Origin of the sequence: Streptomyces sp. NPDC023838, from assembly GCF_040639555.1 — a bacterium.
GTDB lineage: Bacteria > Actinomycetota > Actinomycetes > Streptomycetales > Streptomycetaceae > Streptomyces.
In genome coordinates, this window is sequence record NZ_JBFAAD010000046.1 from 1 (window position 1) to 23,125 (window position 23,125).

Below are 23,125 nucleotides of genomic sequence, written 5' to 3' on the forward strand. Positions count from 1 at the left end.
TACGAGGGCTCTCGCCCGGCGCGCCGAGAGCACGCACCAGACGCCGCCGGACCGCCCTTCGGGCGACGACGGGAATTTGACGACAGGCCCTAGGACCGTGTCCTGGGCACTGCAAGCGGCGCCGGGCAACAAGAAGGCCGGTACGCCTACCGCGTGGAGAGTTCGCGTACCGTCGCCATGTCGCTGAACGGCAGCAGTTCCTCGTTGACGATCTGGTAGGGCTCGCTGCCTTTGCCCGCGATCAGGATGACGTCGCCGTGTCCTGCGGCGGACAGGGCGAAGGAGATGGCGCGGCGGCGGTCGGCGAACCGTTCGAAAGTGGTGCCGCTCGCGAGCAGGCCCGGGACGATCTGATCCATGATCGCCCGGGGGTCTTCGTTCCGGGGATTGTCCGAAGTGAGAACGCACAGATCGGAGTAGGTGCCGGCGATCTCTCCCATCCGGGCGCGCTTGGTGACGTCCCGGTCCCCGCCGCAGCCGAAGACCGTGACCACCCGGCCAGAGGCGAAGCCGCGGATGGTGGTCAGCACCTTCTCCAGTGAGTCCGGGGAGTGCGCATAGTCCACGATGACGGACGTGCCGTCCGGGGTCTCGTAGCGTTCGAACCTTCCCGGGATCGGGGGCATCCGCTCGAGTGCGGCGACCAGTCCGGCCAGATTGTGCCCAAGGAGGTGGCAGGCCGCGACAGTGGCCAATGCGTTGGAGACGGAGAACCGTCCAGGCAGGGGGATCGCCGCCGGATACTTGTGGCCGGCGTGGTGCAGGGTGAAGCGGGTGCCGAGGGCGTCCATGGTGAGGTCGGTCGCCCGGTAGTCCGCATCCGCGTCGATGCCGTACGAGACGACCGCGCCGGGCATCATCGCCCCGATGCCCGCTCCGACCGGGTCGTCGGCGTTGACCACCGCACGTCGGCACAGCCCCTGGAACAGACGCAGTTTGGCGTCCCGGTAGTTCTCCATGGTGCCGTGGTCGTCCAGGTGATCCTGCGTCAGGTTGGTGAACACCCCTACGTCGATGAACGAGTGGTCGAGGCGGTGGGTCAGCAGGCCCATCGACGTGGCTTCGAGTGCCACGGTGCCGACACCGCGGTCGCGCATGCACCCGAGCAGATACTGGAAGTCCGGCGACTCCGGTGTGGTCAGTACCGACCTCGGCATCGGGATCAGTTCGTCGCCGATCCGGCTGCCGCCCGTCCCGATGACCCCCACCCTGGCGTGCTCGGCGACCCTCAGCACCGACTCCACCATCGAGGAAACGGACGTCTTCCCGTTGGTGCCCGTGACGGCCACCATCTTCATCTGCCGGCCTGGCTCCCCGTGGTAGCGGGAGGCGACGACCGCGGCAGCCTTGCGCGTGTCCGCGACGGCTACGACGCATGCGCCGGCTGCCGACGCCCAGGCCACGACCGGAAGTCGCGCTGTCGCGGAGTCGATGAGTATCGCCGCCGCCCCGCGCGCGATAGCCGGTCCGACGGACTCGGGGCCGCCCTCGCGATGACCGGGTACCGCGATGAACAAGGATCCCGGAGCGGCGCGGTGGACGTCGAAGCAGGTGCCTCCGGTGATCCTCGTCTCCGGATCGCCCTCGATGACTTCATGATCGTGCCCGGCGAGCAACTCGCTCAACTTCACAAGGGTCCTCTCGAAGATGCCTGACTGCCGGTCGTCCGGCGGTCGGCGCGCAAGCGGCGCCAGGGCGCCAAATGATGACAAAGCAGGGGATTACGGAGAGGACCGTCGCCGTGCGGTTATAGAGGTGGGGAGGGGCGGCCACGCGGAAAGTGGTCCGCCCGGAAGAGCGGAAGGATCTAGGAAATGTCGGGAATCGCCCGGAATTGCTAGCCGTGGCCGTGCAACGCGCGAGAGTAGATCGCCGGCACGTTCACCAGATCGACGGCCGTCGCGCACGCGGCGGCCGGGCACAGGGCATGAGCGGCCTGGAACAGGCACTCCCTCACTGCGCATGTGCGACCCATGTGTGGAGTGTACGTCCCCCTGCGAGCGCGAGCGCCCACGCTCGTTCGCACATCTGCGTTACCGCTGCTGTACTGTCTCCCGCACCCGCGCCGCGAGGAACGCCGTGCGGTGGCGCAGCTGGATGCTGTTGGCGATGCGCGCAGAGGCGTGCAGGATGAGCCAGCTTCTCTACCGCGGCGGAGGCCGCCGCGGCCCCCGCCCCAGCTCCTGCTCTTGCTCCTGCTCCTGCCCGAGTGGCGGGGCGGACGATGGCTATGGGTCCCGCTCCACAGTGAGACTCCCGACGAAGCTACCCTGCCGGGGTGCGAGGCCCGCTCGTTGCTCGTGAGCTGGTGCTCGGCTTCTGCGCCTCTCCAGCAGGGTGACGGCCGTCGGCTCCCCGGTGCTCGCGACGAGTTCGGCGACGGGCGTGCCGTCCGCTCCGCCTGTCACCCGGTAGATGCCCTCGCCCCGGTCCAGCGTCCCGCGGGCCACCAGCAGGCGCCGTCCGGGGTGGTGGTCAGCGAGGTGGCGTGGTCCATCACCGTACGGCTGGGGTCGCCGTTGACCGGAGCGAAGCTGTCGTCAGGGTGCCCCGGCCGCTTCGGGGTTGCCCGCCTCCGCCGTCGGCTGTTCGGCGCCCGTAGAGGGCGGCATTGCCGTGCCGGCGGGCAGCAGTTCGGTGGCGACGAAGGCGATCACCGCCGCGAGGATGACGATGGGCATCATGGCGGAGCTTCCCAGCAGGAGGACGACGAGCACCACGCTGCTGACCGGCAGCCGCAAGGTGGCGGCCGTGGCCGCAGCCATGCCTGCCGCCATGGCCGGTACGAGGCCCAGGCCGGGCAAGGGGGCCAGCAGGGCTCCGACGGCCGCTCCGAGGAAGAGGGCGGGGAAGACGGGGCCACCGCGCAGGCTGCCCAGGCAGAGGGTGTAAGCGACGCCTTTGAGCAACAGGACGGCGATCAGCGCACCCACGCCCCAGGCGTGCGGGTCGGCGGCCAGTCGGCCCAGGGTGGTCTGGCCCGACAGGGCGACATCGGCGGGAGTACGGCCGGTGATCAGGGCGTAGACGGCTGCGCAGACGCCGGCTGCCACGGCGCAGAGAACGGTGCGGGAGAGCACGCCGCCCGCGACGTACGCGGCGAGGCGTCGGGCCGCCCTCAGCATGGGGTGCAGAAGGACGGCGAGGGCGACGGCGATGGGTATCGTCCACAGCACGTCCGCCGCGTCCAGGCGCGGTAGAGGCTTGGACAGCTGAAGGCTGAGGTTGCCTGTTTCCAGCCCGGTCCACCGTCCGAAGCCGGTGAAGACCAGGGCCCCCACTCCGCTGGAGACAAGGGCGGGCAGGATGACCGCGAACAACTGCGGCCCGCCGACCCCAGCCACCTCGATCAGAAGTACCGCCGCGATCAGCGGATTGCCGAAGATCGCGGCGATGGCAGCGGCGGCGCCGGCGGCGCCCAGCAGCGCGGTGCTCTGCGGGGTCGACGGAGCCCGTGTGAGGCCATGGAAGAGCAGGGCCAGCCCGCCACCCAGAGCGATCAGCGGTGCCTCCGGCCCCAGAACGGCACCAAAGGGCAAACTCGCGACCGCGGCCAGCAGGACGCCCGGCAAAGTGACCGGCGAAGTCCCTCCGGTGTGAAGGCCGGACGCGGGGATGTGCCCGCCGGCGCCGGGAAGACGCCCGGCGAGCAGACCAACGACGGCTCCGGCGACCAGGAGCAGGGGGAGCGGCCACCACCACGGCGGAGCATCCCAGCCAAGCCCGTGCGGAAGGTTCGCCCAGAGGCCGTGCTCCAGTTCGTGCAGTCCCACGAGGAACCAGAACGCGATCAGGGAGACCGGGATGCCGATGAAGGCGGCGAAGACGAGCACCCTGAGGTAGCCGGGAGCGCGCAGTATTTCGCGCAGCCGGTCCGCCTCCTGTGTCTGCTGCCCGCTTCCGCGGTCCGCGGGTTGCGTGCTGGGCTCCGTCATGGATGGCCTTCTTCCATGGATGGCCTTCTTCCTCGCCCATGACCAGGATTGACAGGGATGGCAGATTGACAGGGATGGCCGTCGCAGCAACGCCAGCGGCCGGATGGGGTCGAGGGAGCCGGCGAAGATGCTGGGCGAGTCGAAGCGTGGTGAGCAGAACCTGCTGCTACTCCTTCGGACAGGACGAGGACGCAGGTCTGCTGATTCCCGATCAGACCGTGTTCGGCGATGCGATCGGCGGGTAGGGCGCATCGGCCCTCCATAGGCGGACGAGGTGCCCGGCCGGGCAGCGGTCGTGCTCGGCGTTTTCAGGAAGCGAGGACTTTGCCCTTGGCCTGGTCGTACTCGGTCCTATCAGGAAGCGAGGACTTTGGCCTTGGCCTGGTCGTACTCGACTGCCGTGATGTCGCCATGGTCCTTGAGTTCGGCCAGCCGGGACAGCGCCTCGGCGTGGTTGGAGGTGCCGGCGCTCTCGCGCACGTAGGAGCGGAAGGCCTCCTCCTGCCGACGGGCCCGCTTGAGTTCGCGTTCGCCCATCCCGCGCCCTCGGGCGATCAGATAGACGAGGACACCCAGGTAGGGCAGCAGGATGACGAAGATGGTCCATCCCGCCTTGCCCCAGCCGTTCATCCCGTCGTCGCGGAAGATGTCCCCGATGACGCGGAAGAGCAGCATGAACCAGAGCACCCAGAGGAAGCACAGCATCATGGTCCAGAACATGTTCAGCAGCGGGTAGTCCACCGCCAGCAACTGTGCGGTCGATTCCTTCATGGCCGGTCCCCTGTCATGGTGGCGTTTCGGATGTGGGTTTCCCCGGACGGACGTGATCTCCGGTCGGCGCTACGCCGGTTCCGGGGCGAAGGTGTGCAACTCGTCAGCGCCGGGCTGGACAACGCCGTAGCTGCCTTCCGGTACTTCGTTCCAGGCGCCGGGCAGATCACCGAGGGGTTCGGACACGATGAGGCGGGTCTCCTCGGAGATGTCCCGCAGGAACGCGATATCGGGGTGCAGTCTGCGCAGTGCGTCCACCCGGCTGCTGTAGAACAGCGACCGGGAGGCGTGCCCGCTGGAGTAGCGGAAGGCCCAGACGCGTTCGCCGTCGGTGATGGCGAGCGTCATCTGGAGCGGGAGTGCCACTCCGTGGTCGTGGCCGGCTCGCTCCACGACTCCGGCCATCTGGGCCACGGCCGCGGGTGGGTCCTGATCCAGGCCGAAGGTGAGGGCAAGGTAGAACATCACCTCGGAGTCCGTCGTCCCTTCGATGTCGGAGTACAGCGCGGGGTCGACGAGCAGGGTGAGGTCCCGGCGCATCAGGTGGAAGCCGGAGATGGCGCCGTTGTGCATGAACATCCAGCGGCCGTGCCGGAACGGGTGGCAGTTCGACTGCTGCACCGCGGTGCCGGTCGATGCCCGGATGTGGGCGAAGAACAGCGGCGAGCGGACGTGGTCAGCCATCTCCCGCAGATTGCGGTTGTTCCAGGCGGGACCGACGTCCCTGAGGAGCGCCGGCGTGCTGTTGTCCTCCGAGTACCAGCCGACCCCGAACCCATCGCCGTTCGTGGTCTCCACGCCGAGCTTGGAGTGCAGGCTCTGGTCGATCAGTGAGTGGGCGGGTTTGTAGAGGATGGTGTCGAGCAGCATGGGTGTCCCGGAATAGGCAAGCCATCGGCACATCTGCGATCACCTGGGTCCTTACAGCATGCCGGACGGGAAAGATGCTTCCCGATCGCTCGGCGTGGGTTGCTCGAACGCCCGGCGTGGGCCCCGGCGTGGGCTGCTCGAACGCTCGGCGTGGGTTGCTCGAACGCCCGGCGTGGGCCCCGGCGTGGGCTGCTCGAACGCCCGGCGTGGGCTGCTCCAAGGCCTCGCCCGTCACCTCTTCGCTGCGACCGCCGTGGGGGGTGGGAGCGTCCCTGGCATGGATTGCCGCGGGTCTTCCGCGGGCGACATCGCGTGGATCTGGTCAGGCCATCTCATTCTCGGCTCACTCTCCGGGGCGCGCCACACGGGGGCGGGAACGCGGGGCCCACGGAGCAGTCGTCCGGGTTCAGCAGGCGGGTGCGGTGTAGCTCGGCCAGCAGGGTGGCGCGCGGGCGTGGCCAGACGTCGGCCACGGTCCGGCCCCGCGGCTCATTTCCGCAGGGGGCGTCTCCGTCCGGGACTGTGCGAAGCCGAGACTCGCAGCGAGGACCGCTCCGATGTCCACCTGCGCCTGCTGCAACTCGCCTGTCGCCTCCTCCACCATGAAGCGGCCCCACTCGGGCGCCTTCTCCCTGCCCCCGTCGCGAAGGAGAACCGACGCGAGGCGTGCTCGCCCCCGAGGCAGTGACGCACTTGGGAGAGAGCTCCTCGCGCGTGTGCAGACGGACAACCGGTCCGATTACGTATCGTAAGGACTCCCTCACAGCTCGCGGTATTTACTTGAAGTCTCACATTGTTTTATGGTCGAAGCGAGGCCACCGCCTCAGCCTTCGCTGCTCTGGGAGAACTCCATGCCTGTACGCCGCCTCAACCACGCGGTGCTCTACGTACGCGACGTCGCGCGAGCCGTCGAGTTCTACGCCGACGTCTTCGGCTTCACCCTCGACGTCGACATCCCGGGCCGCGCCGCCTTCCTCAGCGCCGAGGACACCCTCAACGACCACGACCTCGGCCTCTTCTCCGTCGGCCCCGACGCACCTGGCCCCGAGCACGGCCGCGTCGGTCTCTACCACCTCGCCTGGGAAGTGGGCACCCTCGGCGAGCTCGCCGCCATCGCCGACAAGATCAACAAGCGCGGCGCCCTCGTCGGCACCACCAACCACCACGTCTCGAAATCCCTGTACGCCAAGGACCCCGACGGCAACGAATTCGAGATCATGTGGCGCGTACCCCGCGAGGACTGGCCGACCGCAGCCGAGGAAACCCGCCCCGGCCCGCTCGACCTCGAAGAATCACTCAAGCGCTGGGGGCCCGACCGCAAAACAGGCGCCGCAGCCGGATCCGCCACCTGACCGACCATCCGCTGTCAGGAGCAGCGGGGAGCCAGACAAGAAACGGGGCATCAACCGCCAGCAGTTGACAGTGAGGTGGAGCGGCCCGCGCGGTGAGGGCGGTCATTGTTCGAAAGGCGGCTGGGCGCCGGGCATTGATCTCGATCAGCACTGGCCCCGACCGCCCGCACCACAGCTCGACGTGGGCGACACCGGAGTCGAATCCGACGGCGACGGGCCGCCTCGGTGGCGAAACACGCCAGTTCCGACGCCCGGTCGTCGTCCAGCGGGGCGGGAAGGACGTGGCCGAGCTCGACGAAGCGGAGGTGGGGACCCAGCCATTTCGCGGTGACACCGGCCACCGCCGAGCGCCCGCCCTGAGCGATTTGGGAGTCCTACGAGCGTGACGCCCTGGCCATCTTCGGGGCCGGAACCCTGACGTATCCGGGTGAGGACGGGGTAGGGCGCGGGAGTGAGGCGGCGTGGGCGCGTCGCCGTGGCCAGGCAGAAGGAGGAGCGGATGACGTACCAAAAGCCGTTGCCGGACCCCGAGTCGGCGGTGCAGGGACCCACCGAGGCCGAGCACGCGGGGCGGGCGGCGGTACGTCGCCAGGCCCAGGGAATGACCCATCATGAGGCGGCCAGGGCGTTCCGCCGGCTGGCCGCGCGCGCGGCCAGCCCGGAGCCGGAGGAGATCGGGGAAGCGTCGGCCGAGCCGGACGGCGGACGCCGGGCCGCCGAACTCGCCGAGTGGGAACGCATCGTGGAACAGCTGGCCGACCACGCGGGCACCTATGACGTCGAGTTGGACCCGTACGTACAGGGCGAACGCGCCGCTTCCGGCGAATCATAGGGGCAGGCCCTGGCACGGAGCGCGGGGCGCCGTCGCCATGCCAGTGCCCCGCGCGTTTGGTTGCACCGGCTCAGCAGTGGCGCGCAGCGCTCACACCGGACCTGCGCACCCTGACAGCGCCGGCCGCCACCGCCGCCGACACCGACGCCCCCCACCGACGCCACCACCGCCACCTGTCAGGCCGCGGCCACCGCCCCGTGTTCCGGTGCGCTGCGGTCGCGGCCCCCGGGGTGGCGGTGGCGCCCGACGGCCGGCGTCCTCTTCTTCCATCGGCATGTGCGACCACTCCGTGACCGGGGACGTTGTCTGCGCCGTCTGCCCTGCCCGAAGGCCCACCGGTGAGCGGGCCCCGTGGGGCGTACGGGGCCGACGGCCAACACGGGCCCACTCCCCTGTGCCGCGGCCCGGTCGGGGGGCTCGCCGGGTCGCGCGGCACGAGGATGTGGATTGCCGTTATAGGCATCATTACGTGGATTGGTGGGGCTTCGTTGCCTGGACGTGCCGGGCGGGACGGAAAGTAGCGGTGCGAAGCCGGATCGGACTTCGTGGCACTACCAGCAACACCGCGCGGCATGCCACACGCGGCGACGCCCGCCCGGCTCAGAAAGGCCAGAGCTCAGAGGTGTTCCGGTGTGCGGCGGGAACAACCAGTACGGCCGAAACTGTTGCACCGGTCGAGAGACCGGCGCCACGCGGGCGGGGAACACAGAGACCAACAACCGTCCCCACGTGATCCGGACTTCTCGGGTTCGCGGTACATCCGGTCATCCGACATTCGGGGGCGGCCGTTCATGTGTGTCCCCCGCGGACTCGGACCGAGACCTTTCCACGCTGGAGGACTGTTTCATGAACAACGGGCCCTTGACGCTCATGGCGGTGCACGCCCACCCCGACGATGAGGCCACGGGAACAGGAGGTGTCCTCGCGCGGTACGCGGCGGAGGGCGTTCGTACGGTCCTCGTGACGTGTACCGACGGCGGCTGCGGTGACGGACCAGGTGGTGTCAAGCCGGGCGATCCCGGGCACGATCCGGCGGCTGTCGCTGTGATGCGGCGTCACGAACTCGAGGCCAGCTGCGACATCCTGAAGGTCAGTCATCTGGAGACGCTGGGCTACGCCGACTCCGGGATGATGGGCTGGCCGACCAATGACGCCCCCGGCTCCTTCTGGCAGACACCCGTCGAGGAGGGCGCTGCCCGGCTCGCGGAACTCTTCCGGCGCTACCAGCCCGATGTGGTCGTCACCTACGACGAGAACGGCTTCTACGGCCACCCCGACCACATTCAGGCCAACCGCATCACGATGGCGGCGCTGAAGATGACCGAACTGACACCGAAGGTGTACTGGACGACGGCGCCCCGCTCGATGATGCAGCGGTTCGGGGAGGTCATGCGCGAGTTCGGTGTGGACGGGCAGGAACCGGATCCCGCTGAGGCCGCCGCGCTGGCCGAGATCGGACTCCCCGACGAGGAGATCACCACCTGGGTGGACACCACCTCGTTCGGCGGCCAGAAGTTCGACGCCCTGGCCGCGCACGCCAGCCAGGGCGAGAACATCTTCTTCCTCAGGATGGGTCAGGAGAGGTTCACCGAGTTGATGGGCGTCGAGACCTTCGTACGCGTCCAGGACACCACCGACGCGGCCGTACCCGAGAAGGACCTCTTCGCCGGACTGCGCTGATCCGACCCACCCGCCCTCTGTAGGCAAATGGCCCCGCTCGGTTGCGTGGCGATCATCGGGGTCCAATCACCCCACGCACCCGAGCAGGGCCACCCGAGCAGGGCCGCTGAGCGAAAACCTTCCCCCAGGTCCCGGTCCGAGCCGAGGCCGTATCAGGACGAGCGAGGAGGGGCAAGGAGGAGGAGAATTGAGGAGTGCCGATACCTGAGGGGCGGCTGCCTGGGTGCCGTATCGGTCCCGTATCGTCTCGTCCCTTCTTTCATCGCTCCCGCTCACTGCTCTCACTCTCCATTGCTCATTGCTCATGTCATACGCCGCGCGAATCCTCGGCAGATCGCTGACCGCCATACTGGTGAGTATCACGGTCGCATGGGCTCCGGCAGCCTACTCGGCGCCGAGCGCGGTCACGAAGCAGGAATCGCTCTCTCTCACCCCGTCCACGGGGCCGCCAGGGAGTTCCGTTCACATCAGTTTCACGAGCTGTGCCGCTCCTGGCTATATCAGTGGCATCAAGTGGGACGAGGACTACGTCGACTTCAGCGCAACGGGTCAGCCCGGCGGTGCCGATTTCTCTGTGCCGACCGACGCTACCGCCGCTACCGTAGGGCCGCATGACGTGACGGCGAGATGCTACAAAGGTGCCTACGCCACTGGTGCTACGACGTCGACGTCCTACGCCACCGGGACCTTCACCGTGACCGCGCCGGCTGACCCCGAAATCATCCTGCACCCCACCGAAGGCGCACCGGAGACATCGGTCACGGTAAGCGGTTCTGGATTCAACTGCTCATACGTGGATGTGGCGTGGGACGACACCCAGCTCACCGGTGCCGACGTCACGAGTGACGCGAAGACCATCACCACCGAGTTCTCCGTTCCGACGGGTTCCGCCGAGACGACGCACACCGTACGAGCCGCGTGCACGGACTATCCCGATCGCAGCGCCACGGCTGATTTCACGGTGACAGGTTCAGGAACGAACGGAACCGGGACCACAGGCGAAACGGATAACGGAAGCACCACAGGCAACACCACCGGAGAAACCAACGGAAGCACCACGGGAAATACCACCGGGAACACCAACGGGGACAGCAGCGGAAACACCACAGGAAGCACGAACGGGGACACCAACGGAACCGGGAACGTCACCGGGGACACGAACGGAACCAACCACGGGAGTACGACGATTCCGACCGGTTGGGTGGTCGGGCCCTCCCTCTTCGGAACCCTGCTGCTTCTGGCCGCCCTGGTCTCCCTGCTGAACCGTCGCCACCGTGGCCCACGCTGGGTCCATGACCACATCCGTGCGGCGCTGCGCCCCGGAGCCGGGACGGTCGCCCTGCAGGAGCGACGGGACACCGGTTCAGCGAACCGCGCCATACGGCTCGAACCTCACGCGGATCCAGGTGACCAGCGCCTCTATTGACCTCCGCTGACCTGTATCAGGCCCTATCAGCCTCCACCGAGGTGTAGCCATGACCACGACTGCCGCAGCGACAGAGCCGCTCACGGTCCGCGCTTTTCTGCTCGGCCGGGAGGACGACAGCCCGCCCGACGCGCTCGTCGGCCCGCTCCAAGGCAGCGGGGCGGCCAGACGACTCCTCAGCGGAGGGACCCGCCCCCTGACAGCCGCGGCCGAACAAGCCGTCGAGGGTGAAATGGCGGGCGTCATCGACTCCTTTCTCAGCCTGGATCTTTTCGACGTGGCAGCAGGCGGCTGGCGCAAGCACGCCGCCCTTACGGAGGCCGCGCGCCGCACCCGCGCCGCCCCGGGCAGCGAGGAGGTTGTCGCTCTCGCGACCCACGAGATCACATCACGTCACCGCCCTTACGTCGACGTGCTCATGGACGGCGTCAACCTCGGCACCCTTGAAGTAGGCCTCGACCTGAGCTTCCGGATCACCGGACTTGTCGCCGTCGTACGCGATGCCCAGCTGGTCGCCATCCGCAGCGGGGAATGCCGGCTGAACGGGTATCTCACCATCCAGCAGATTCTGCTGACGAAACGTCAGGCCCAACTGAACCTCCCAGGCATCTGGCACCTGCACACCCCGCTCCCACTGCTCAACAACGAGCCACCACCACCACCGCCTCCTCCACCGCCACCCCCGCCGACCCAAGCGACGTCCTGGGGCAGACCGCGCCCCCAGTGAACGGCCCTGGAACAGCGCCGCAGTTCGAGGGACGGTCGCTGGGCGGTCGCTGGGCGCACTACCGTCGGCGCACGGCCCGCCGTACTCCCGCACCCGCAGCCAGCAGAGCCAGTGCGCCCGCCCCAACCAGCGCGACCGACGATCCGGTCGAGGCGAGGCTCCCGCCCTGCCCCGAGCCGGACGTCGTGCTGCTGGCCGTGGTCGTCCCGCCGGTCGTGGTGGAGCCGCCCGCCGCAGCCGTCCCTGCCGACGACGAACCCGAGGAGCCGGAGGTCCCCGACGTTCCCGCCGAGCCGGACGTACCCGAAGTACCCGAGGTACCCGAGGTACCCGAGGTACCCGAGGTACCCGAGGTACCCGAGGTACCGGACGTACTCGTCCCGCTCGTTGTCCCGCCGCTGCCGCTGCCTCCTGTGGTCGAGCCCTGGCTCTTCGTCTTCACGACGATGTCTGCCCGGTTGTTCGACAGCTTGGTGTCGTACGACATGTACGGGCTGCCCACGTAGACGGCCCCCTTGGCGGTTCCCGCGCGCGGGCCGAGCTGCAGCTCGAAGGGGTAGGTGGTCTTCTGGTTCTCCAGGACGAAACTGCCGGTGCCGCACCGGTAGTCGACGCCGGGCCGCAGCATCGGGACGTCCAGGGCGGTCGTGTCCGGGTCAGCCACGACACACCCCTTCGGAGCCTTGAGGACCTTGACGCCCTGGGGGAAGTCGATGTCGACATAGGCGATGTTGTAGAATCTCCACAATTCACTCACCCAGGCGGGTCCGAGGTTGCGGAACTCCACCGCCGCCTGCACGCGGGCCCCGGCAGCACCCTCGACCTGTGTGCCCTTGACCGACAGATCCGCCGTGTTGGGGTAGAGGAACTCGTCGTCCGAGTTCAGATTCGGTACCGGCCGGCCTTGAGGCAGCTTCTCCAGCTTCAGCTCGGGCCCGGTGCCCTTGACCCCGGAGGACTGGCCGCGTAACTGCGCGCGCATGGCCGGGGTGTCGGCGTGGGCCTCGGTCCGAAGCCAGTCCTTGTACGCGACGTCCCTCCCCACCACGTCCACCTTGGGCACTACGTCGTACGCCGCGCCGGGCTCGTATGTGCCCGGCACGAAGCAGAGCACCTTGCCGTGGTAGGGCTGGACCTTGGCGACGTCCTCCGGAGTGGTGCTGTACTCGCAGTTGGAGAAACGTTGCGTCAGCTCCATCCCGCGGGTGGTGCGGAATTGCAGGATGACCCCGTCGACCGTCTTCTGGCCCTCGTTGACGAGAGTGAAACGACCGTGCTGGACGACGCCGCGCGCACTCTTCTTCGGCAGGTCGCTCCACCCGAACTTCAGCCGTACGTCTGTGGGTTGGTCCGCCGCGTGCGCCGGGCCCACCGCGCTCAGGGTGAGCAGTGTGGCGGCGGCGAAGACCGTGAAGGGAATTCTCATGCCGGTCCAGACCCGTGGTCCACCCCGAAGGTTGTCCCGCTGTTACCGGTCTGTTTCATTTTCTTGCTTTCGTCACAACCTCCGTCTTTCCCCTCCCGCATCCTCGTTCCCGCGCCCACCCGGCACCTGGGTGGCGAGGCGAGCCGGCTGTGGTCCGGGGGCGGTCGGCTCCGATGCGCCCGTTCGGCCGCGCCGGTGGGTGGAGGGGGCGTGGTACGCCACCTACAGGCAGCTCGCCGCCACAGCGGAAGGCGGGACCACGCACCGCCGCCGTGCACTGGAACTCCCGCGGCGCGTCGCCGGGCACCCGTTCTGGAAGCGCCCGGTGGCTACCTCCGCCGCCCGGGTCGCTTCAGCCCGTCGTCGGTGTGTCCGGTTGGTCGCCGAGGGAGATCAGCAGGGTGCGAAGGAGCCGCGCGAGTTGTTTGCGCTCGGTGGGGGCCAGGCCGCCGAGGAGGCGTTCCTCGTTCGCCAAGTGGTGTCCTACCAGGTCCTCGATGGCGCGTATGCCCGCGTCGGTCAGGGAGATGAGGACGCGGCGCCGGTGGGTGGAGTCGAGCTCGCGGTCGACGAGGCCCTTGTCGACGAGCCGGTCGATGCGGTTGGTGAGCGCAGGTGAGCTGATCATCGCGGCTGTGCTGAGCTCCCCCGCGCTGACGGTGTACGGCGGGCCCGCGCGGTAGAGCGTCGCGAGGACGTCGAACTCCCACGGCTCGACGCCGTACTGCGCGAAGTGCTCTTTGAGGGCCCGCTCCAGCAGGCGGGAGGCACGGGACAGGCGGCCGATCACAGCCATCGGCGCGGTGTCGAGGTCGGGCCGGACCTGCTGCCACTGCCGGATGATCGCGTCCACGCCGTCGCCCGGTGGGGTTGCCGCCATGTGTCCTCCCTTGTGGTGTCCCCCCTGGCCCGACCTGACATCGAACCGACTTCACCATGAGCTTAACACTTCGACGTCGAAGTTTTTGACATCGCGGCAGCCCTGTGCCTAATATTTCGACATCGAAGTTTTCGACCAGCGCTCAACCAGGGCGCTCGGCTTCCGCGAAAGGTGATCCCCGTGAAGGTCCTTCTCATCGGCGTCTCCGGCTACATCGGCTCCGCCGTCTCCGCGCACCTTGCCGACGCCGGTCACCAGGTGGTCGCACTGGTACGTGACACCCATCGCCCGGACGCCGGACACGAGCAGCGCGTCGGAGACCTGACCGACCCCGCCTCACTCACCCGCGCGGTCACCTCCGACATCGACGCCGTCGTCAACCTCGCGCCCCCGACCGGCGACCCCGCGGTGGACGCCGCAGCGATCACCGCGCTCACTGATCCGCTGCGCGGCACTGGGCGCGCTTTCGTGTACGCGAGCGGCGTGTGGGTCCTCGGCGCCACCGGCCCTGACGCTGCCGACGAGAACGCCCCGGTCAACCCGCCGCCGATCGTCGGATACCGCCCGGCAATCGAGCGCCAGGTGCTCGACACCGCCGACGCCGGCGTGCGGGCAACCGTGATCCGCCCTGGCATCGTGCACGGAAACGGCGGCGGCATACCCGCGCTGCTCGTCGATCGCGCTCGCAAGCAGGGGGCTCCGACGTATGTCGGCGAGGAGACCGTGCACTGGCCGATGGTGCACGTCGACGACCTGGCCGACCTGTTCGTCGCCACCGTCGAGAAGGCGCCCGCCGGCAGCCTGTGGCATGGTGTCGCCGAATCCGCGGTCCTGGTACGCGACCTCGCGGCAGCGGCCGGAGCGGCGGCCGGGGCCGACGGCGAGCCGCAGTCGTGGCCCCTGGAGGAGGCCCGCGCGGAGCTCGGCGCACCGTTCGCCGACGCGCTCGCCCTCGACCAGACCGTCAGCGGGGACGCGGCGCGCGAAAGCCTCGGCTGGCTGCCGCGGCGCGCGGGAGCGGTCGCCGACGTACGCGAACTCTCGTACCCGCAGGTGGACACGGACGGCATTGAGGTGTTCGGCGCGGCGGACGGCCAGCGGGCCGACGTCGAGGCCATCGTCCGCTTCGTGGCGGGCGTCCAGTACGCGCAGCAGAACGAGCTCGTCGACGCGTTCATGAGCAACTTCCGCAAGCAGCACCCGGTATGGACGACCGCGCACGGCAAGCGGCTGTCGGGCTGGGAGGAGATCGACGCCTTCACGCGCCAGGTGCTGCCTGGCGCGATGAAGCAGTCGACGGCCACCTACGAGGTCGTGCGGATCCTGTTCGTCCGCCCGGACGTCGCCGCGGTCAACGTCCGCCAGCGGCCGGTCACCCTCGACGGGCAGCCCATCGAGGACCAGCCGGAAGGCCGCCCGATGTACGTCCTCGCCAAGGACAACGGCCGCTGGCGGATCGCGGCCGCGCAGAACACCCAGGTCTTCTCCGGCTGACGCACCGGGCGCCCGCCTCGTCACAGCCCGGCTCCGGTGGCATCCCATCGGAGCCGGGCCTGGTCCAGGTTGCCCACACATCACGACGCGGCCTGAATTCGGTGGTGGCGTGGCCTGTCGCTGAGCGTGGGGGCGCCAACCGACCGGCTGGAATGGCGTGGATCAGGGTTTCGACTGAAGTGTTCATGGCCAAGTACTTTGACTATGGGCTTATCACCGGTTGCCGGTCATCCTGCTGTCGCCGTCTTTCGCGAGCCCCGAGGCGGGCGGGCCGCCCCGGCGTTGGGCACGCGGGTTCATGGTGAGGCGGAGCGGACCGCGCGCGTGCTGGCCGGGGTGGCGACCCATGCCAGGCCTGTCGAGCGGACCCTCGCACTGCGGCACGCCGCCTCTGCTGCCCACGCGTTGGTAGCCGTACTGTCGGACCAGGCTCCGGCCGTGTCCGGTGAGGGGCTTCCCGCCGAGTCGATCAGCCAGTCCTTCTTCCGGGTCCGTGAGGGAGAGTTGTCGGATCAACAGGCCGCCCTGCACGGCGTCCTGGTCGTCCACCGCGCTCTGGAAGACCTGTGTGATGCTCCGCTGTCGGGTGGCGACCTGGCGCTGGAGATGGCCGGGATGCGTCAGGCGGTCGTCGACCTCACCGGGGCGACAGTGGGCACCGACCGTGGCTTCGACCCGTCAGTCGCCGTCCCCGAACCTGGTACGGAGGCGTCGTTGGAGGAGGTGTGGAGCGCTCGGTGGCTCATCGGCCACCAAGTCCATGTCTTGTTCAATGTCTGCGCCGCGGTCGCCGTGGCCGACGCCGCCGGCCATCTGCGTCACGGCGACAGCGACGCCGCGCTGCTCAGGCTGGCGGACGCGACGGTGTACGTACGGGGTTTCCCGGCGGCTATGACCCACGCCAGTACGATCCCGGCCGATCACTACATGGCGGTGATACGCCAGACCATGGCACCTCCGTCGGTGGACATCCCGTTGAGCGGGCGCCAGCACCGCGGATACAAGCTGTTCCGGGCGGCGATGAGGGAGCTGCTGTCCGTCGTTCCCGACTCCTACGAGGACCTGGCGGCCCGCGCCCCGGAGCTGGCCGAGGCGCGGGGCGCCCTCCTGGAGGCCGACATCGTCGACGGTGAACGGCACGTCACGCTCGCGTACTCGATGGTGCATCTGAATCGTTCCATCGCCCAGAAACCCCAAGGCCCCGACAACGCCGTCGCCGAGCTTCGGCTCATGCGGCATCGCCGCGCCGCCCAGTACGCCTCCCTGATCCGTTTCGGGGATCACTACATCGCCGACGCCGTGGCCGGCCTGCGCCACTCGTGAGCCGCTCATCCGCCGCCGCCCCCATCCCCGGCAGGAGACTTTGATGGCCGAGACGACTCCCGACAGCACCCACAGCACCGGCCGCACCGGCGTCGCCGGCCGGGAACTCGCCCCGGCCGACACCGACGCGTGCGAGCGACTGGCCCGCGCCCTGTGCACCGGCGGGAACGACCAGGTCGACAGCCCCGAGTGGGTGGCACGGGCCCGGGACGCCTGGGAGGACCTTCCGCTACGGCTGCGCCGCGAAGTGCGCCGGTTCCGACGGCATTCCGGCCCAGACGGCACCGTGGTGATCGGCGGTCTGCCCGTCGATCAGGCCACCCTGCCCCCGACACCGACCGTACCCGGCTCGGTCCAGCGCAAGGCCACCATTCCGGCCGCCGTGCTCACCATGGTGGCCTGCGGGCTCGGGGAGCCGCTCGCCTATCTGGCTGAGAAATCCGGCGCCCTCGTACAGGACGTGGTACCCGTGCCCGGGCAGGAGACCTTCCACGGCAACGCCGGATCGGTTCCGCTGTCCTTCCACACCGAAAACGGCTTCCACCCCCACCCACCGGACTATGTGGTGTTCCTGTGCCTGCGCGCCGATCACGACCGGATCGCCGGCATGCGCATCGCCGGCATCCGCCAGGCACTGCCCCACCTCACCCCAGCCGGCCGCCAGGCCCTGTTCAGCCCGGAGTTCCTCACCACATCACCTCCATCCTTCGGCTCCCGCGCCACCAGCGAGCCGGATGCCGAGCCGCGACCGGTGCTGTCCGGAGCAGCCGAGGATCCCGATATACGTATGGCTCAGCTCGTCACCAGCCCACTCACTCCCCGGGCCGCCGCAGCGCTGAGCGAATTCGGCCGCGCCTGCGAGGCGACCGCCCACACCCTGCGCCTGGCACCCGGCGATCTGGTCATCATCGACAACCGCGTCACCGTCCACGGACGGACCGCCTTCCAACCCCGTTACGACGGAGCAGACCGCTGGCTGCAACGCACCTACGTCACCACCGACCTGCGCCGCTCCCGTGACCATCGCCCCCACGACGGCCACGTACTCGCCCGGTGACCCGTCCGCGGGAAGCGCAAGGCTCCGTGGTCGGCCGCAGAGCCGGGGTCTTGATGGTGCGCGGCGGAGTACACCTGCGTTGTCTTCTGCTGGATCCGCCACACCGGCGCGTCAGAGCTTGGCCAGGAGCGGGTGACTGATCGCGTACGGGGACGGCCGGCTGCGGGGCCGGGCCGTGTAGGCGGGGCACCGTCAGTCACAATGGCGCCAGAAGAAGAACGATCATGGGGGACGGATGACCAGGCTGCGCCTGAAGGTGCTGGTCGGTGCGGTGGTGCTCGCGCTCGCGGCCGCCGCACTGGTCTGGGGCGTGTGGCTGCGGGACGAGGGCGGGGACGACCTCGCCGACCGCTGCCAGGGGACGCTCGCGGTGGAGGAGGCACGGGCGTTCTTCGGCGGAGGGGAGCTGAAGGCGCGCGGTCACACCGGTGACTGGGTCGGCCACGAGTCCCAGTGGTGCTCGGTGTGGGCCAAGGGCGACGACGGCGGGGCGGTTCTCCGGCTCCAGATCCGTCCCCGGGCCGCCTACCGGGCCAACGGCGCCGGTGACGAGGCGTCCGCCACGCCGATCGGGCATGGCTGGAGCGGATCGTTCACCGACCGGAACGAGCCGCAGGCAGCCGTACTGGTCGACTGCGCGCCCCTTGCGGGCAAGGGCCTGTACGTCACGGCCGAGACGAACGAGCCCGCCGAGGAGCTCTCGGCCGGGCAGCTCCTCCAAGTGGCCCGCCTCGCCACCGAGACGGCACGCAACGCGGCAGGCCGCTTCTCCTGCGAGGGCAAGCTGGGCGAACGCCCCGCGAGCGTCGACCGCACGGACTGGACCCAGCGGCCCGTCGCCCAGGCGGCAGGCACCTGCGCCGACGTCGTCAACCTCCGCGAGGCCGCCCGGCTGACCGTCACGACGGTCTCCGAGAAGCCCGCCGGACGCGCGCTCACCGAAGAGTGTTCGCTCAAGCGAGGCGAGTTGGGGCTCTTCCACATGACCGCGTACTACGGGCCGTCGGCCGAGCAGGAGATGTACCTCGACGGCCGGTACCCCGGCACCGCGAAGGACTCCTACAAGCGGTCGGTGCCGTGCAAAGGCGCCATCGGAACCGCGTACTTTAAGCTCGTACGCACCAACGACCGTGCTCCGGACGGGACTTCCGGGGCGCACGGCACGAGCGACCCAGCCACGCTGAACCGCCTACTGGGTTCCTTCGCCACGGCGTCGGCCGGCCGGCACGGCTGCCCCGCCGCCTGAGCCGTCAGCGGACTTCGATCGTGATGTAGGAGATGTTCTGCCGGTACGGCGCCGCGCACGAGACCTTCGAGTTTTGGTACCACTGCACCCACGGGCCGTAGAACGTGTACCTGTAGTCGTTTACGCCGTCCCGGCAGGTGATCACTATTCGCTGCTGACCAGGTCCGTAGTGGCAGGTGGAGCTAGCCGTGGCATGGTCCAGCTTCGTCGACTGACAGCCGTGCGGGGCGGCGCTCGCCGGGGTGGCGAGCGCGACAGGCACCGCGACAGCCGCTCCTGCGAGAAGCAGCGGCGCGGTGAGCAGTGAGGTCATTTTCCTGCGGCTGCGCATTGAAGTCCCCTCCGGTCGTTTCCTTTTACCGTGATGTACGCCACCTCAGGCTAGAAGGGAGGGGCGGCTGCATGAGGCTCGATGGCGCGCTGTGGCTCAAAGCAGCCCCCGCTTCCGTATCCCCTTGAGAGTTCCGTCAACTCCCACTCGCGATACGTGAGTTGAGGCGCTCAGCGATCGGGCAGCAGAACTCCCAGGCAGACGGGCCTTGGCCGATGGCTGCCTGTATCGCGTACCCCGGCCTCCGTGTCGGCGTCGTTCTCGGCGAGTAATGACACCAGGCCGCTGTCCACGGGCAGCGACCTGGAGACGGGTTCGCGTGATGTCCGCGACCCCTACTCCCCCGCCATCCTCCCCGACCACCCGTCGTACGATCTTCGGATGGCCAAGCGCAAGGTGGAACGACGGGCCCGGAAGATCCTGGGCGAAGAACCCGCAGCTCTGGTGTGGTGCGGCATACGGAAGCCGATCCCCAAGCCGCCCAAGGAAGTCCACCGGGCGGCGGGCAAGGGACGGCTCAAGGCGCGACACCACTGGCTGCTCTACGTGGGCGCCGTACTGGGCTTCTTCATTATCGTCCCGTGGTTCCTCCTCGACATGCTGGGCAAGAAGATCGACTGGCTGCTCAACTCCAGGCCTTCCCGGGGACGACAAGTCCGCCGAACAACCGATGACCGCACTGACGTGCCGACTGTGGCGGCGACCGCCGATCGAGACCCGGCAGATGGCATCTTCGACGGAGACTGGAACCTGGCCGCCGGACAGCTCCTGCTGCGCTGGTATTCACAGTCCCCGAACTCCCGACGTCTCGTCCTGCTGACCCCGGACCGGATCTGTGTCGCTGCCTCACCTCGCCGCCGCCTGTCGCCCACCAAGGCCGATGACTTCCATATCGTGACGGAACTCGGCCGCCACGAGACACGTATCGAAGCGGAGACCGGTCAGCCGCGCGGCTTCGCAACCTTCCGCATCCACTTCGCCGACCGTTCATGGCTGGAACTCGGCCGGCTCGCTGCCCCCGAAGACGCGGACCACTTCCTGCGCACCGCCAGCGGCTGAACAGCACAGTGCGTGAGCCGGCCGCGACAGCGGGGGCGATTTGCCGGTTCCCGTGTTGCGTGGAACGCTGAGAACAGTATCCGAATGCCCGGATCGGAGGATTCCGATGCGTCTCGGACCATTGACCGGCCTGGTGGCCGTTGTTCTGATTGCCGTCGCTTTCGGCGTAGGCGGCGATACGCCCGATGTCGGGGATTCCGGGCCGCAGGTCAAGATGTTCTTCCAGGAGCACGACACGCAGCAGGCGGTCTCCCTGTACCTGCTGGTCTTGGCGGGAGTCTTCCTGGTTTTCTTCGCCGGTAGTCTTCGGCACCACCTCGCCGAGTCCGACCAGCACGGCTGGCTGCCCCAAGTCGCCTTTGCCGGAGGGATATTGTCGGCCGGGGGTTTCTGGGTCGCGTCGGGCGTGACGCTCGCGCTGGTCGACGCAAGCGACAAACAGAGAGTCGGCGGTCCGGCCCTCCAGGCCATGAATGCCATCGGCAATGACCTCTTCATTCCCTTCGTCGCCGGAATAGGCGTCATGGTGCTCGCCGCCGGTCTGGGCACGGCGCGCAGCGGAACCCCATTGCCGCGCTGGCTGGGCTGGGCCGGAATCGTGCTCGGCGTGCTGATGTGCATCCCCTGGGTGGGTTTCTTCGCCTTCCTCGCGTCGGGGCTGTGGATCATCGTCGCCAGCGTGCTGCTCGCCCGGCGGCCGCATGTCCAGGACGCCACGAGGACCCCGAGCGTGTCGACGTCCTGATCCTCGCGCGCCCAACGCCCCGGCCCCGCCCGGCCGTTGCCCCTTGCTGCGATCACCAACCCCTCCAGAAGGACAGGGTCCGGTCGTAGCCCCCGCGCCCCGTATGCCGGCCCCGCGCCCCACGGTCGGTGCCGCCGAACGCCGGCAGCGCGTCGACACGTCCAGCGTCCTCGAAGAGTTCGCCGTCTTCTGCTGGCGGGACCCCGCCCGCGCAGGGTAATGAAAAGGTCAAGCACCTCCCATCCAGGTCAAGATTCACGCTCGTACGGAATTCATCGGAGTCCTCTGGAATAGTCGCCTGGGGAAACGGGTTTGAGCCACACGTACCCAGCCCAGCTGCCGCCGACTTTCCCGCCTCCGGAGGCCCCGTAATGTCCCAGCCGACGACCGACCAGCAGGCCGCGCCGCGCGGCATACGCGGTGTCGTCCCCGTACTCGCCTTCGCCGGTATCACGGTCGCGGTGATGCAGACGCTGCTCGTGCCGGTCATCAAGGACCTGCCGGAGCTGCTCAATACCTCGCCCTCCAACGCCACCTGGGTCATGACCTCGACGCTGCTCGCCGGCGCCGTGGCCACCCCGATCATGGGCCGGCTCGGCGACCTGTACGGCAAGCGCCGCATGCTCCTGGCCAGCCTCGCCATCATGGTGGTCGGCTCGCTGATCGCCGGCTTCACCAGCGAACTCCTCGTGATGATCGTCGGCCGGGCCCTGCAGGGCTTCGCCATGGGCGCCATTCCGCTCGGCATCGGCCTGATGCGCGACGAGCTGCCACGCGAGAAGCTCGGCTCGGCGATGGCCCTGATGAGCTCCTCGATAGGCGTCGGCGGCGGACTCGCGCTGCCGCTCGCGGCCCTGGTCGCCCAGCACACGGACTGGCACGCCCTGTTCTTCGGCTCCGCGGGCCTCGGCGTCATGGCCATCCTGCTCACCCTCCTCTTCGTACCGGAGAGCAAGGTCAAGGCGGAGGGCACCTTCGACGTCTTCGGCGCGCTCGGCCTGTCCGCGGGTTTGATCCTGCTGCTGCTCCCGATCACCAAGGGCAGCGACTGGGGCTGGGGATCGACCACCACGCTCGGCCTGCTCGGCTCGGCGGTCCTGGTCCTCGTCCTGTGGGGCGTGATGGAGCTGCGCGTCCAGGCGCCGCTGGTGAACCTGCGCACCACCGCCCGGCGCGAGGTGCTGCTCACCAACCTCGCCTCCATGATGGTGGGCGTCGCCTTCTACGCCATTTCGCTCGTGCTCCCGCAACTGCTCCAACTGCCCTCGGCCACCGGGTACGGCCTCGGCCAGTCGATGGTCGTGGCCGGTCTGTGCGTGGCGCCGCTCGGCCTGACGATGATGCTGACCGCTCCGCTCTACGCCCGCCTCTCGGCCAAGTACGGCCCGAAGACCACTCTCATCCTCGGCATGCTGATCATCGCGGTCGGGTACGGGGCGGGGCTCGGCCTGATGAGCGCCGCCTGGCAGACCATCGTCATCTCGGTCGTCGTCGGCGCGGGCATCGGCCTCGCCTACTCCTCACTCCCCGCGCTCATCGTCGGTGCGGTCGACCCGTCCGAGACGGGCGCGGCCAACGGCCTCAACACCCTGATGCGCTCGATCGGTACCTCGGTGTCGAGCGCCGTCATCGGCATGGTCCTCGCCAACACGTCGCAGAACTTCGGTTCCGTCGCGCTCCCGACCATGCACGGCTTCCGCGTCTCCTTCCTGATCGCGACGGCCGCGGTGGCCGGTGGGCTGGCGTTCGCCCTCTTCCTGCCCAAGGGCCGTCCCGCCGCCCATCCGCAGCTTCGGGCCAGCAGCGAGGAGGACGCGGCGCTCGCAAGGGCCACCGAGGCACTGGCGCCTTCCACGGCCGGGTCGTCGGCGCGACCGGCGCGACCGTAGCGCGCGCCACGGTCACGCGGCTGGTACGCGCCATGCCCATCCGCACCACGAGGCGCGCCACAACAGGAAGGGGTGGCACGCC

Annotated in this window: 18 protein-coding genes and 1 pseudogene; 12 read left to right on the plus strand and 7 right to left on the minus strand. The window is 68.9% G+C overall.

What is annotated here, in order from left to right; all coding sequences use genetic code 11:
• Window positions 1-146 precede the first annotated feature (146 nt).
• The 4 genes from AB0G17_RS33765 to AB0G17_RS33780 form a co-directional block, all read right to left on the minus strand.
• Window positions 147-1,631: a UDP-N-acetylmuramoyl-L-alanyl-D-glutamate--2,6-diaminopimelate ligase gene (locus tag AB0G17_RS33765; RefSeq protein WP_361390889.1), complete on the minus strand. Its 1,485-nt coding sequence runs from the start codon at window positions 1,629-1,631 to the stop codon at window positions 147-149.
• 909 nt (window positions 1,632-2,540) lie between these two features.
• Window positions 2,541-3,935, minus strand: a complete 1,395-nt coding sequence (locus AB0G17_RS33770; RefSeq protein WP_361390891.1) for a chloride channel protein — start codon at window positions 3,933-3,935, stop codon at window positions 2,541-2,543.
• A gap of 354 nt (window positions 3,936-4,289) precedes the next feature.
• Window positions 4,290-4,706 carry an SHOCT domain-containing protein gene (locus AB0G17_RS33775; protein ID WP_361390893.1) on the minus strand — a complete coding sequence of 139 codons (417 nt, stop codon included), beginning with the start codon at window positions 4,704-4,706 and terminating at the stop codon, window positions 4,290-4,292.
• 69 nt (window positions 4,707-4,775) lie between these two features.
• Window positions 4,776-5,609, minus strand: coding sequence for a class II glutamine amidotransferase (locus AB0G17_RS33780; protein WP_361390895.1), 834 nt, complete (start codon window positions 5,607-5,609; stop codon window positions 4,776-4,778).
• An 818-nt stretch (window positions 5,610-6,427) separates the two neighbouring features.
• Between AB0G17_RS33780 and AB0G17_RS33785 the strand changes: the two genes are divergently transcribed.
• The 5 genes from AB0G17_RS33785 (at window position 6,428) to AB0G17_RS33805 (ending at window position 11,593) form a co-directional block, all read left to right on the plus strand.
• Entirely contained in the window at window positions 6,428-6,928 is a 501-nt protein-coding gene (locus AB0G17_RS33785) for a VOC family protein (protein ID WP_361390897.1), read from the plus strand.
• 499 nt (window positions 6,929-7,427) lie between these two features.
• Complete coding sequence (locus AB0G17_RS33790; protein ID WP_361390899.1) at window positions 7,428-7,760, plus strand: hypothetical protein; 333 nt, start codon at window positions 7,428-7,430, stop codon at window positions 7,758-7,760.
• An 846-nt stretch (window positions 7,761-8,606) separates the two neighbouring features.
• A complete protein-coding gene (locus AB0G17_RS33795) occupies window positions 8,607-9,440 on the plus strand; it encodes a PIG-L family deacetylase (RefSeq protein ID WP_361390901.1) in 834 nt (277 codons plus the stop codon).
• Between the two features lie 352 nt (window positions 9,441-9,792).
• A complete protein-coding gene (locus AB0G17_RS33800) occupies window positions 9,793-10,866 on the plus strand; it encodes a hypothetical protein (RefSeq protein ID WP_361390903.1) in 1,074 nt (357 codons plus the stop codon).
• A gap of 49 nt (window positions 10,867-10,915) precedes the next feature.
• Window positions 10,916-11,593, plus strand: coding sequence for a hypothetical protein (locus tag AB0G17_RS33805; RefSeq protein WP_361390905.1), 678 nt, complete (start codon window positions 10,916-10,918; stop codon window positions 11,591-11,593).
• 58 nt (window positions 11,594-11,651) lie between these two features.
• Here the strand turns inward: AB0G17_RS33805 and AB0G17_RS33810 are convergent, their stop codons facing one another.
• Together AB0G17_RS33810 and AB0G17_RS33815 are read right to left on the minus strand one after the other, a co-directional pair.
• Window positions 11,652-13,019 carry a hypothetical protein gene (locus AB0G17_RS33810; protein ID WP_361390907.1) on the minus strand — a complete coding sequence of 456 codons (1,368 nt, stop codon included), beginning with the start codon at window positions 13,017-13,019 and terminating at the stop codon, window positions 11,652-11,654.
• 352 nt (window positions 13,020-13,371) lie between these two features.
• The gene (locus AB0G17_RS33815; protein WP_361390909.1) at window positions 13,372-13,899 is read right to left on the minus strand and encodes a MarR family transcriptional regulator; all 528 of its coding nucleotides are present in this window, start codon (window positions 13,897-13,899) and stop codon (window positions 13,372-13,374) included.
• A 180-nt stretch (window positions 13,900-14,079) separates the two neighbouring features.
• Here AB0G17_RS33815 and AB0G17_RS33820 point away from each other — a divergent pair, with 180 nt between their 5' ends.
• The 4 genes from AB0G17_RS33820 (at window position 14,080) to AB0G17_RS33835 (ending at window position 19,019) form a co-directional block, all read left to right on the plus strand.
• On the plus strand, window positions 14,080-15,393 hold the full coding sequence (locus AB0G17_RS33820) for an SgcJ/EcaC family oxidoreductase (RefSeq protein WP_361390911.1): 1,314 nt from the start codon (window positions 14,080-14,082) through the stop codon (window positions 15,391-15,393).
• A 438-nt stretch (window positions 15,394-15,831) separates the two neighbouring features.
• Window positions 15,832-16,716, plus strand: coding sequence for a hypothetical protein (locus tag AB0G17_RS33825; protein WP_361390913.1), 885 nt, complete (start codon window positions 15,832-15,834; stop codon window positions 16,714-16,716).
• Between the two features lie 43 nt (window positions 16,717-16,759).
• Window positions 16,760-17,773, plus strand: a complete 1,014-nt coding sequence (locus AB0G17_RS33830; protein ID WP_361390915.1) for a clavaminate synthase family protein — start codon at window positions 16,760-16,762, stop codon at window positions 17,771-17,773.
• Between the two features lie 235 nt (window positions 17,774-18,008).
• Complete coding sequence (locus AB0G17_RS33835) at window positions 18,009-19,019, plus strand: hypothetical protein (RefSeq protein ID WP_361390917.1); 1,011 nt, start codon at window positions 18,009-18,011, stop codon at window positions 19,017-19,019.
• 4 nt (window positions 19,020-19,023) lie between these two features.
• Here the strand turns inward: AB0G17_RS33835 and AB0G17_RS33840 are convergent, their stop codons facing one another.
• On the minus strand, window positions 19,024-19,332 hold the full coding sequence (locus AB0G17_RS33840) for a hypothetical protein (protein WP_361390919.1): 309 nt from the start codon (window positions 19,330-19,332) through the stop codon (window positions 19,024-19,026).
• Between the two features lie 399 nt (window positions 19,333-19,731).
• Here AB0G17_RS33840 and AB0G17_RS33845 point away from each other — a divergent pair, with 399 nt between their 5' ends.
• The 3 genes and pseudogenes from AB0G17_RS33845 to AB0G17_RS33855 form a co-directional block, all read left to right on the plus strand.
• Window positions 19,732-20,409, plus strand: a complete 678-nt coding sequence (locus AB0G17_RS33845) for a hypothetical protein (RefSeq protein ID WP_361390921.1) — start codon at window positions 19,732-19,734, stop codon at window positions 20,407-20,409.
• A 106-nt stretch (window positions 20,410-20,515) separates the two neighbouring features.
• A complete protein-coding gene (locus AB0G17_RS33850; protein WP_361390923.1) occupies window positions 20,516-21,154 on the plus strand; it encodes a hypothetical protein in 639 nt (212 codons plus the stop codon).
• A gap of 371 nt (window positions 21,155-21,525) precedes the next feature.
• Window positions 21,526-23,066 (plus strand): annotated as a pseudogene (locus AB0G17_RS33855) (MFS transporter); the annotation flags it as partial.
• Between the last annotated feature and the right edge of the window lie 59 nt (window positions 23,067-23,125).

Bases quoted from the DNA above. Each gene is read 5' to 3' on its own strand.
- AB0G17_RS33810 (WP_361390907.1), bottom strand. From the start codon at position 13,019: ATGAGAATTCCCTTCACGGTCTTCGCCGCCGCCACACTGCTCACCCTG.
- AB0G17_RS33790 (WP_361390899.1), top strand. From the start codon at position 7,428: ATGACGTACCAAAAGCCGTTGCCGGACCCCGAGTCGGCGGTGCAGGGA.
- AB0G17_RS33770 (WP_361390891.1), bottom strand. From the start codon at position 3,935: ATGACGGAGCCCAGCACGCAACCCGCGGACCGCGGAAGCGGGCAGCAG.
- AB0G17_RS33840 (WP_361390919.1), bottom strand. From the start codon at position 19,332: ATGACCTCACTGCTCACCGCGCCGCTGCTTCTCGCAGGAGCGGCTGTC.
- AB0G17_RS33775 (WP_361390893.1), bottom strand. From the start codon at position 4,706: ATGAAGGAATCGACCGCACAGTTGCTGGCGGTGGACTACCCGCTGCTG.
- AB0G17_RS33835 (WP_361390917.1), top strand. From the start codon at position 18,009: ATGACCAGGCTGCGCCTGAAGGTGCTGGTCGGTGCGGTGGTGCTCGCG.
- AB0G17_RS33845 (WP_361390921.1), top strand. From the start codon at position 19,732: ATGGCCAAGCGCAAGGTGGAACGACGGGCCCGGAAGATCCTGGGCGAA.
- AB0G17_RS33780 (WP_361390895.1), bottom strand. From the start codon at position 5,609: ATGTGCCGATGGCTTGCCTATTCCGGGACACCCATGCTGCTCGACACC.
- AB0G17_RS33795 (WP_361390901.1), top strand. From the start codon at position 8,607: ATGAACAACGGGCCCTTGACGCTCATGGCGGTGCACGCCCACCCCGAC.
- AB0G17_RS33805 (WP_361390905.1), top strand. From the start codon at position 10,916: ATGACCACGACTGCCGCAGCGACAGAGCCGCTCACGGTCCGCGCTTTT.
- AB0G17_RS33815 (WP_361390909.1), bottom strand. From the start codon at position 13,899: ATGGCGGCAACCCCACCGGGCGACGGCGTGGACGCGATCATCCGGCAG.
- AB0G17_RS33850 (WP_361390923.1), top strand. From the start codon at position 20,516: ATGCGTCTCGGACCATTGACCGGCCTGGTGGCCGTTGTTCTGATTGCC.
- AB0G17_RS33785 (WP_361390897.1), top strand. From the start codon at position 6,428: ATGCCTGTACGCCGCCTCAACCACGCGGTGCTCTACGTACGCGACGTC.
- AB0G17_RS33830 (WP_361390915.1), top strand. From the start codon at position 16,760: ATGGCCGAGACGACTCCCGACAGCACCCACAGCACCGGCCGCACCGGC.